Origin of the sequence: Nocardioides sp. 616 (genome assembly GCF_002930065.1) — a bacterium.
Classification (GTDB): domain Bacteria; phylum Actinomycetota; class Actinomycetes; order Propionibacteriales; family Nocardioidaceae; genus Nocardioides; species Nocardioides houyundeii.
The window spans coordinates 78,014-87,915 of record NZ_POAG01000015.1 but is presented as its reverse complement, the minus strand read 5'-3'; the positions used below and the strand labels follow the sequence as shown (position 1 = coordinate 87,915).

The 9,902-nt window shown below is 68.1% G+C and carries 9 protein-coding genes; 3 read left to right on the top strand and 6 right to left on the bottom strand.

Annotated elements, in window-relative coordinates; genetic code table 11:
* Positions 1 to 116: 116 nt before the first annotated feature.
* Positions 117 to 530, bottom strand: coding sequence for a barstar family protein (locus tag C5H89_RS06285; RefSeq protein ID WP_104106198.1), 414 nt, complete (start codon positions 528 to 530; stop codon positions 117 to 119).
* A 137-nt stretch (positions 531 to 667) separates the two neighbouring features.
* On the opposite strand from C5H89_RS06285, the gene C5H89_RS06280 reads away from it, so the two are divergent.
* Together C5H89_RS06280 and C5H89_RS06275 are read left to right on the top strand one after the other, a co-directional pair.
* On the top strand, positions 668 to 1,003 hold the full coding sequence (locus C5H89_RS06280) for a hypothetical protein (RefSeq protein WP_162799254.1): 336 nt from the start codon (positions 668 to 670) through the stop codon (positions 1,001 to 1,003).
* A 182-nt stretch (positions 1,004 to 1,185) separates the two neighbouring features.
* A complete protein-coding gene (locus tag C5H89_RS06275; protein WP_104106196.1) occupies positions 1,186 to 1,776 on the top strand; it encodes a nucleotidyltransferase family protein in 591 nt (196 codons plus the stop codon).
* 25 nt (positions 1,777 to 1,801) lie between these two features.
* On the opposite strand, the gene C5H89_RS06270 is transcribed toward C5H89_RS06275, so the two are convergent.
* From C5H89_RS06270 to C5H89_RS06240, 5 genes are all read right to left on the bottom strand, one after another.
* Complete coding sequence (locus tag C5H89_RS06270; protein ID WP_104106195.1) at positions 1,802 to 2,950, bottom strand: XdhC/CoxI family protein; 1,149 nt, start codon at positions 2,948 to 2,950, stop codon at positions 1,802 to 1,804.
* A 131-nt stretch (positions 2,951 to 3,081) separates the two neighbouring features.
* Positions 3,082 to 5,202 (bottom strand): xanthine dehydrogenase family protein molybdopterin-binding subunit, encoded by a 2,121-nt coding sequence (locus C5H89_RS06265; RefSeq protein ID WP_104106194.1) that lies wholly within the window; start codon positions 5,200 to 5,202, stop codon positions 3,082 to 3,084.
* The gene (locus C5H89_RS06260; RefSeq protein ID WP_104106193.1) at positions 5,199 to 6,200 is read right to left on the bottom strand and encodes a xanthine dehydrogenase family protein subunit M; all 1,002 of its coding nucleotides are present in this window, start codon (positions 6,198 to 6,200) and stop codon (positions 5,199 to 5,201) included. Before C5H89_RS06260 ends, C5H89_RS06265 begins: the two co-directional genes overlap by 4 nt.
* Positions 6,197 to 6,718 carry a 2Fe-2S iron-sulfur cluster-binding protein gene (locus C5H89_RS06255; RefSeq protein WP_104106192.1) on the bottom strand — a complete coding sequence of 174 codons (522 nt, stop codon included), beginning with the start codon at positions 6,716 to 6,718 and terminating at the stop codon, positions 6,197 to 6,199. Before C5H89_RS06255 ends, C5H89_RS06260 begins: the two co-directional genes overlap by 4 nt.
* A gap of 1,039 nt (positions 6,719 to 7,757) precedes the next feature.
* A complete protein-coding gene (locus tag C5H89_RS06240; RefSeq protein ID WP_104106189.1) occupies positions 7,758 to 8,138 on the bottom strand; it encodes a hypothetical protein in 381 nt (126 codons plus the stop codon).
* 1,152 nt (positions 8,139 to 9,290) lie between these two features.
* Here C5H89_RS06240 and C5H89_RS06235 point away from each other — a divergent pair.
* Entirely contained in the window at positions 9,291 to 9,896 is a 606-nt protein-coding gene (locus C5H89_RS06235; protein ID WP_104106188.1) for an AAA family ATPase, read from the top strand.
* Positions 9,897 to 9,902 lie beyond the last annotated feature (6 nt).

Sequence of the window (9,902 nt, the reverse complement as noted above, 5' to 3'; positions counted from 1 at the left end):
CAGGTGTACTCCCCACCCCAGTCCATTGCATGACGTAACGCCGCGTGTCGAGAGAGATTCGGGTGCGTCTTACCCCCCGCATATGGGACATCCGGTATGGCCGATGAGCGTCCGACTCAGAGCAACACCAAACGGACGTTATCCGCGGCCTCCGAGCCACCGGGACAGTGAACCTGGATGATGTCGATAATCCAGTCGAACAGCGTGGTCCCCTCTTCGTAGCGGGCATGTTCCAGTTGCCGGGTGAGGCTGGGAATGTGGCTGGCATGACACCTTGTCAGCGCCTCCTCCAACCAGCGAATCGTCGCTGGCCAGCCCAGAGCCCGGCGCGAATGTGCTGAGTCCACCCACTGAATCTCGAAGCCACCGTCCGGAGTCCCGCATCCACCGCGCAGGATGTCGTTGAACGCATCCAAGCTTCCGTGCCACTCGAAGTCGTCGAGGTGCCGAGAGAACTCCTGTACGAACCCGTCGAAGTCGTCAAAGCGGGCCCCCTCAAGGGCCACGACAGGGAGTCCTGACTCAGCCACGCGGCAAGAATAGGGCGGTGCCGCGACGAGGGCAGGGTATGGAACCAATCGCCCGCACATGCAGCGATAAGTGCGTCTATCCCCCGCGAGTTGGACGCACGGATCCGCCTATGGGTTCCGCGATTAGGCTGCCGAGCGTGACGGACCCGGACTTCGATGCTCGTCTGGCGCGGCTCATCAATAGCTTGGATGAGACCGTGAACCTGCTGCTGAACCACGGCGAAAGTCACTGGTTCAAGTGGGCTACTTCGTGCCGCGCTGCGCTGCATAACAACGACGCTGCCGCTTTCGATCGTGCGCTTGGTGCGTTCGGCGGCATGGGGACTTTCAACGACCTCTGGATCCTGCGCGTCAACGGTCACGCCGTCGAACCGGACCAGGAATCGACGGTCAATGAGCGGCTGACCGAGCTGCGCTCATTGATCTGGGATGACGCGATGGCCTTGAGGCACGAGCTACGAGCGTCGTCGTAGGCCCACTACGAACGTCCGGTACGCGCCGCCAGGGTCGAGCGCAGGTGCGTCTATCCCCCGCCTATGGCCGTCGAGCCGTGAAAGGGCATCGCTCCACGTCCCAACGTGGCTGTGCTCGTTACGGTGCCTCGTCGCCAGATAGTGCAGCACTCCCTCCTACACGCCCGTGTGATGATGATGGAATGCTGACTGGGCTGATCCTTGCGGCTGGGGCGGGCCGTCGGTACGGACAGCCCAAGGTTTTGGTTCGTGATCCTGGCGGCGTCCCCTTGGTGCACCACGCGATCCGCGCACTCGTCCTGGGTGGCTGTGACCACCTCGTTGTCGTACTTGGTGCCGCAGCGGCTGAGGCACGCACGTTGGTCGCTCGTTGTGCCGTGAATGGCAGCATCGTCGAATCCGTCATCGCCGAGGATTGGGACACGGGGCAGTCGGCGTCATTGAGGGCAGGACTGGCTGCGGCCGCGGGAACTGCGGCACAGGCAGCCGTCGTCACCCTGGTGGACCTGCCGGACGTGTCGGCCGCAGTCGTGCAGAGAATGACGGCCCGTTTTGGTCCCGATTCGCTCGCACGTGCGGTCTATAACGGCAACGCAGGCCACCCCGTGGTCCTGGGCCGCGCGCACTGGAGCGCGATTCGAAGCAGCTCCGTGGGCGACGCTGGAGCCCGCAGCTACCTGGCAACACATCAGGTCGCCTCCGTGGAATGCGGAGACTTGGCAACCGGGATGGACATCGACCGCCCCGAGGACTTCCCTTCGGCACGCCGTTGACTCGTTCCGCCCCTGACACGTCAGCTCATCCAGTAAGGGGGCGCGCCGCAGGGTGGATCGTCCCCTGCGTCGCACGAAGCCGCTGACCGGTCCCGCCGCAGCGACTCGCAATGATCTCGGCGGCGATGCTGATCGCAGTCTCTTCCGGCGTCCTGGCTCCGAGATCGAGACCGATCGGGCTGGATAACCGGGCCAGCTCCTTCTCATCCAACCCCGCCTCACGGAGCTTCGTCATCCGGTCCTCGTGGGTACGCCGCGAGCCCATGGCGCCGACGTAGCCGATCTCGGGTACCCGTAACGCCACTTCCAGCAGCGGTACGTCGAACTTCGGATCGTGGGTGAGAACCGCGACCACGGTGCGCCCGTCGATGCGTCCCCCCTGCAGTTCCCCGGCTAGGTAGTGGTGCGGCCACTCCACGACAACCTCGTCGGCCTCCGGGAACCGACTGGCCGTGGCAAAGACCGGCCGGGCATCACACACCGTGACTCGGTAGCCGAGGAAACCACCGACTCGTGCCAGCTCGGCGGCAAAGTCGATCGCACCGAAGACGATCATGCGAGGCGGCGGTGCGAAGGCCCAGACGAAAACCCGCATGCCTTCCCCGCGCCGTTCCCCACTCGGCCCGTACGAGAGGGTTCCGCTGTGGCCAGTTGCGAGCATGCCCAAGGCGTCGTCACGAACGGCGGCATCTACACGCGCGCTCCCTAGCGATCTCTCGCCAGAAGTCACCACGTCACTGGGCCGGATCACCATGCGGCGGCCCATCCGAGCTCTATCCGGATGCTCGACAACGGTCGCCACAGCGACCGGCCGCCCGGCCGCGATGTCTGCAGCGATCTCAGGCAGTTCCGGAAATGTGTCCCGATTCACCCTTTCGATGTAGACGTCGAGGATTCCCCCGCAAGTCAGACCAACGGCGAAGGCATCGTCGTCGGACACGCCATAGCGGTGCAGAACCGGCTCGCCCGTGCCGGCAACTTCCTGGGCTGACTCGTAGACGGATCCCTCCACGCAGCCTCCCGAGACCGAGCCGACGGCCGACGCATCGGGGCCTACCAGCATCGACGCACCCGGCGGACGGGGCGCGGACTGGAAGGTCGCGATGACGGTCCCCATACCCACGGTTTCGCCGGCCTCCCACCACTTCAACAACTGGGGCAGCACCTCACGCATCGCATCGGCCTAGCCATATGTCCACTTCTCTCCACTCCGTTCCGTTGCAGGGTCCGTCGAACGACGCTCGGGCACGGCCGGCCTGACCGGACACGACGAGCACCTGGGGACGGCGGATCGGCCCCAGGACTTTAGGTAGTGAGGAAGTGGTCGGGCGTCAGCGGCAGCGAGCGCACCCGTACCCCAGTGGCGTGGAAGGTGGCGTTGGCGACCGCCGCGGCCGTGCCCACGATGCCGATCTCGCCGACGCCGCGCGACCCCATGGGCGTGAAGACCTCGTCGGACTCCTCGAGCCACTCCGCGTCGACGTCGAGCACATCGGCGTGCGCGGCCACGTGGTACGTCGCGAGGTCCTGGGTGACGACATGGCCGAAGCGCGGGTCGCGGTACGACTCCTCGAACAGGCCCGCGGAGAGCCCCATCACGAGCCCGCCGATCAGCTGCGAGCGCGCGGTCCTCGGGTTGATGACCCGGCCGACGGAGTAGACGCCGTGCAGCCGCGGGACCCGGACCTCGCCGGTCCAGCGGTTGACCCGCGCCTCGGCGAAGACGGCACCGAACGAGTGGAACGCGAACTCCTCGGCCGCAGGGTTGTCCGCGGCCGAGGCCGTGGTGTGCAGGCCCGGGTCGGGGGTGTCGCCGTGGTCGGCTCGGAAGAGCTGCGCGGCGGCGACGATCGCCGTGCCCCACGAGGTCGTGCCGGACGAGCCGCCAGCCACCGAGGCGGGTGGCAGGAGGCTGTCCGCGAGCGCGAGGTCGATGTCCGCCGGGTCGACCTCGAGCGCGTCGGCCGCGATCTGAGTCAGGACCGTCCGCGCGCCGGTGCCGATGTCGACGGCGCCGATCGCGACGGCGTAGCGACCACCCTCGAGCGAGCTGATGCGAGCGCTGTTCCCGGGCGACCTCATGGCCGGGTACGTCGCCGACGCGACCCCCGTGCCGACCCACCAGTCGCCGTCCAGGCGGGACCGCGGCTGGAGCGGACGGTCACCCCAGCCGAACCGGTCGGCCCCGCGGTGCAGGCAGTCCAGCAGCCGACGGTCGTTGAAGGGCTTGCCGGTCTCCGGGTCCCGGTCGGGCTCGTTGCGCTCGCGCACCACGATCGGGTCGAGGCCGCACGCGACCGCGAGCTCGTCCATCGCGACCTCGTGGGCATACATGCCTGGCATCTCCCCCGGCGCCCGCATCCACGACGGCACGGCGACGTCGAGCCGTGCCAGGCGGTGACTGGTGCGCCGGTTCGGGGCGGCGTACATCATCCGCGTCGGCGCGGCGGTCTGTTCGGCGAACTCACGCACGACCGACGTCTGCTCCTGCACGGCGTGCTCGATGGCAGCCAATCGACCATCGGCGTCAGCCCCGAGCCTGATGTGCGAGATCGTGGCGGTGCGGTAGCCGGTGAGGGAGAACATCTGCTGGCGGGTCACCGCGACCCGGACCGGTCGTCCCCCGGTCGTGCGGGCGGCGAGCGCGGCCGCCATGACGTGTGCGTGGGCCTCGCCCTTGCTACCGAACCCGCCCCCGACGTACGGCGCCCGCACCCGCACCTGGTCGGGCTCGAGGCCGAGCATGGGTGCCAGGGCCTGGACGACACCGTGCACACCCTGGGTCGAGTCGAACATCGTGAGCACGTCGCGCCCGTCGTGCTGCTCCCACCAGGCGACGGTGGCGTGCGGCTCGAGCGGGTTGTTGTGCTCGTAGGGCGTGCGGTAGGTCTGCTCGACCACCACCTCCGCCGACGCGAGGGCCGCGTCCACGTCGCCCTCGTCGGTGTCGGTCTCCATGTCGGGATTGACCCGCTCGGGACGGTACGTCGCGTTGTCCTCGCGCAGCTCGGCCGCGTGCGGCTGCTGCTCGTACGTCACCTCGACCAGCGCCGCGCCCTCCCGCGCCGCCTCGGAGCTCTCGGCCAGCACCAGGGCGACCACCTGGCCGCGGAAGCCCACCCGGTCGTCCTGCAGGATCGCCAGCTCGCCGTTGTCCGTCTTCGCCAGCCGGGGCGCGTTGGTGTGGTCCAGCACGGCGGTCACACCGGGGTGGGTCAGCGCGGCGGAGCCGTCGACCCGGGTCACCCGCCCCTTGGCCACCGTCGAGGTCACCAGCCACAGGCTGAGCGGCGCGGCGACTCCGTCGTCCGCGGCGTGCTCCACGGCGTACGACGCCAGGCCCGTCACCTTCTCGGGCCCGTCCACGCGGTCCAGCGACGTGCCGATCGAGCGCGGCGAGATCCGTCGGGTCTGCTGCTCGGTCATCGCGCTGCCTCCTCGGCGAGCCGCAGGAGCGTCATGGTGGTGGCGTTGCGGACCATGGCGACCTTGAAGGCGGTCTCGGCACTGGTCGTGGCTACGTCCAGCTCGTCATCGACGGCGGCCCGGACCGCGTCCTCGTCGAGCCGTCCTCCGACCAGCGCCGTCTCGGCGAGGTGCGCGCGCCATGGCTTGTGGGCGACACCGCCCCAGGCGATGCGGACCTCGTCCACGGTGCCTCCGTCGAGGCGCAGGGTCGCGGCCACCGAGACGAGGGCGAAGGCGAAGGAGGCGCGGTCGCGGACCTTCGAGTACGTCGACACCGTGTCCGGGTGACTCATCGGCAGCTCGACGGCGGTGATCAGGTCGGTGGGAGCGAGCGTGGTGTCGGCCTCGGGGCGCTCTCCCGGCAGCCGGTGCAGGTCCTCCAGCGGGATCCGGCGCTCGCCGTCCACGCCGAGCACCACCACGGTGGCGTCGACGGCGGCCAGCCCGACCGCCAGGTCCGAGGGATGGGTCGTCACACATTCCGGACTCGCGCCGAGGATCGCGTTGTAGCGCCCATAGCCGTCCAGCGCGGAACACCCGGTTCCCGGCTCCCGCTTGTTGCACGGGGTCGTGACGTCCTGGAAGTAGACGCAGCGGGTGCGCTGGAGGAGGTTGCCGGCCGTGGTCGCCTGATTCCGGATCTGGCCGGAGGCACCGGCGAGCAACGCGCGAGCGACCACCGCGAAACGGGAGCGGACCACCGGGTGCGCAGCCAGGTCGCTGTTGCGGACGTTGGCGCCGATGCGCAGCAAGTGGCCGTCCTCCCCCTCGCACTCCTCGACGACGTCGAGGGGAAGGCCGCTGACGTCGACCACCAGCTCCGGAGAGGCGACACCGAGCTTGAGGTGGTCGACCAGGTTGCTGCCGCCGGCCATGAACTTGGCCCCGGGGTTGCTCGCCATGAGCTCGACTGCCTCCTCCGCGGAGGTGGGGCGGCGGTAAGCCAAGGTCCTCATCGGCCGGCCGCCTGGCGAACTGCCGCGAGAATCCCGGGATAGGCCCCGCACCGGCACAGGTTGCCGCTCATCCGCTCCCGGATCTCCGCGTCATCGAGGTCCACGTCCGCTGTCAGGTCGCCGGTGACATGGCTCGGGTGCCCCTGCCGGGCTTCCTCCAGCATGCCGACCGCCGAGCAGACCTGGCCCGGCGTGCAGTAGCCGCACTGGTAGCCGTCGTGCTCCAGGAACGACCGCTGCATGGGGTGCAGCTCGCCCTGCTCCTCGCCCTCGCCCTCGCCCAGTCCCGCTGCCGTGACGATCTCGGCTCCGTCGTGCGCGACCGCCAGCGCCAGGCAGGTCAGGTGCCGACGTCCCTCGAGCAGGACGGTGCACGTGCCGCACTGGCCGTGGTCACACCCCTTCTTCGGGGAGGTGACCTGCAGCCGCTCGCGCAGCGCGTCAAGGAGGGTGGTCCGCGTGTCGACGGACAGGGAGTGCGGGGTGCCGTCGACGACCAGCCGGATCTCGGAATCCATGGCGGGGCCGTACCCAGATCGTTCGCGGCTATTCGCGGTTGTTCAACGTGTCAACCGGGCCTGGGCACCCGGCGGTTTCTCCACCGGCTCGGCGACCTCGGTGGCCGATGACTTCGCGGTCGCCGGGATCGCCGAGGAGACTGGCGGGTCGATGCAGAACCCGGCGTCCGCACAGGCGAACGGCAGGCCGCATCGATAACCCGTTCGGCCACCAGTGGGTGCCCAACCAGACGCTGACCGACCTCGCATCTGGGCGCGACCAGAACATCCGATCATGCCGAGAGGGGTGAGTCGGCGATTTCCGGGACGCACGCGGCCACTCCGCTACATCAGCGAGATCCAAGGCGTGTAGCGCCTCGGGCCCTTAAGCCAATCGGGTTCGAGGCCACTGCCGCGCGGGCGATACGACTGAACGGCCACGCGAATCTCAGCCGGGTCATCCAAGCAACCGCGCGGTGCGTTGAACACGATGCTGCTGATCGAAGGTCGGGCGCGAACTAGGAATCTGTCCCACCCGTCGGGGGCACAGTCCGACCAGTCACCATCCGGAGCCAAGGGGTTGGGGCCGTTCCACTCCCACGTCGATACGGCAAGGATTGCCCCTCCCGCGAGCCGGATCAAGTGGTCCGGCCTCCGATCGCCCGAGATGTCGAAATGGACACCAATGGCCGTAGGAACCCTGCTCGTGGAGTCTTGGCGGACGTAGTTTCGAACCCGGACGACGACCTTGACCGATTCGTCATCGTGGGACACCGCCACGCCCACCACGTCGAGGGCCGGATGCGCGTCGCGCCTTGCGTCTTGCTGGACGACGTCTGGCGGCGCGGCGGCGAGGGCTGGCTCAACCATCGCCAAGGACAGCCCGACGGCGGCCACCGCAGTTCCCAATGCGCCGAGTCGCTTGTGCCTTGTCCTCACCGATTGAGCCCCCTTGCATGTGTTCACCCGATGCTGCGCGTGAATGCTCGCACAGGCGGCGCCCGACTTTGCGTTCAGCCACGCTTGGCATCCGGATCGGCCGCGATGCGCGCGGGCCCACTCAGGAGGCATGTGCAGTGCGCCGCCTCCGGTGGCGTCCCCTCAGCACGGTGAACAGGGCCAATGCTCCGACAGCGATGGGGCCGAAGAAGATGAGGTATCCGAGTGGCCCGGCTTGTTCATCCACCGGTAACCACTCGGGCAGCATCCCCTCGCGGGTCTGTGGCTCCGGGAAAGCGGACAACAGTGGGCCGCTGACCTGTCGGGTGGCGGTGCAGGCGTTGTCCGAGTACGGGGAGTCGTCGTTGAGCGGGTGAAACTCGTACCTACCGCCTAACGCGTAGCGGCGGTCGCTCGAACTGTAGGAGTTGGAGAACCAGGTCCTGTCCTTGGTGCCCTGGACGGTCACCGTCGCTGCCTCGTCTGTGACGACCTCCGCCACTCGACCGCCCTCGCTGGTCCCGATGACCGTTCCTAGGAACGCATACGGCGATGGATCTGGGGAGTCTCTCGCGCACGAAGCGGTAGCCGGGGCCGCGCCGAGCACACCGAGCGTCCAGGCGCACACCAGGAGGGCCGCCGCGCGGGAGGGATGCACGTCTGTGAGTCTCACACGACTCAGACTCGTGGGTCAGCGCAATGGTTCCGTTCTTTCGTACGTCTGGTCCGCGCGCTGATTTTGGGACTCCAGTCCGTAGGCACAGCAACCCTCTTGTCCATCGTGCTGCGCGAGTCACCCCTACGGTCGTGGGACCGTCTCCTTGAGCGCGCCCGCAGTTTCCAGGTCAACGAGCACCCCGGACCAGTCACTTCGTCTCGTCCCGGGAGGCGATCCCGGTGCAGACGGAACGAAGACCCCAAAGTCCAACGACTCTCCGCGACGTCGCCGCCGCCAAGGCACCGGACGTACAAAGGCGCGACTCGCTCGTCGGATCCCGGTCAGGCGGCGCTCTGGATCTGGAGCGAGTCCGTCGGTGCGCGGGATATAGCTTGCCGACACCTCCTCATAGCGAGCAGGCCCCTCGACGGTCCACGACCCGCTCTCGTCCATGACACGGTCGCACCACTCCATGCGGACTCGGCGCACCACGCCTGCCGTCTCAGGGAAGCCGTCAGGCGCATCTGTGTTGTTGGTACAGACCGTCCCCACGAGCTGGACAGCGCCTTCCACGGATTCAGCCGCGTCCCAGTACAACGCCCCGCCATCAACATCGATCTGAACCGGATGCCCACCGGACGCCGCGCCGGGCCACCACGGCAACGGACGCGCGACTCCTCGGATCGTCTGAACTCCTGCCTGTTGTTCGGCTGAAACCGCTTCCCCGTGGAACGTCAGCCAGGACCGAAGCTCATCACCGACGCGGAGGACGCGAGCGTCCTCCTCCAGGACCCACTCGGGAACTCGCACGGTCAATAACATCCGAGCATTCTTGCAGTGCGCCCACCTACCTGCGCCAACCACGAGCGCTGCCGTGGAGCGATCCGCGGGACCCGCCCTGCGTCACACCACCGCGAGTCGGACGCACGGATCTGTCGACAGCAACACGCGCCGCACTCCGGGCCACGAGTGCTCCACGGCTGCCAGAATCCGCGCATGCCTGCCGGTCTCCTCGTAGCAATTGTTGGCATCGACGGCTCGGGCAAGACGACGACAGCCAAGGAACTCACTCGTCGCCTCGCTGGCACGGGGTTGAAGGTGCGTTACTTCGAGAACGCCGGAGGCAGGCCGCTGTTCAACTGGTTGGCGCAGCGTCGGGGTCACTGCGATGCCGTCGACTGGCTGGGCGCAGACCGATTACAGGCGCTGGAGCAACGAGTGCGGCACGTGCTGATGCGACGGGCTGCTGCTTGGTCCAAGCTCCCCGGTGAGCGAGTAGCCGTCCTGGATCGTTGGACGGTGTGTCAGTACGTGGCGCAGCGGGCCCGGCGTAGTAAGGGCGAAGCTGATGCTCGTCGCCGCTACGCGACTCTGCCGATGCCGGATCTCCTGCTCTTTCTCGACACTCCCCCTGAGGTGGCGCGTCGCCGGCTCGTTGCGCGTGGCACGGACGTCGACGAGCTGGAGTGGCTCAAGGCCTGCGACGCGGCGTATAAGGGTCTGCCGGAGTGGGGCGCCTTCGTTGTCGTGAACGCCGCCCGTCCCACGTCGGAGCTCGTTGACGACATCGTCGCCCTGATCGGCGACCTGCAGGCAGTGTGACGCTGG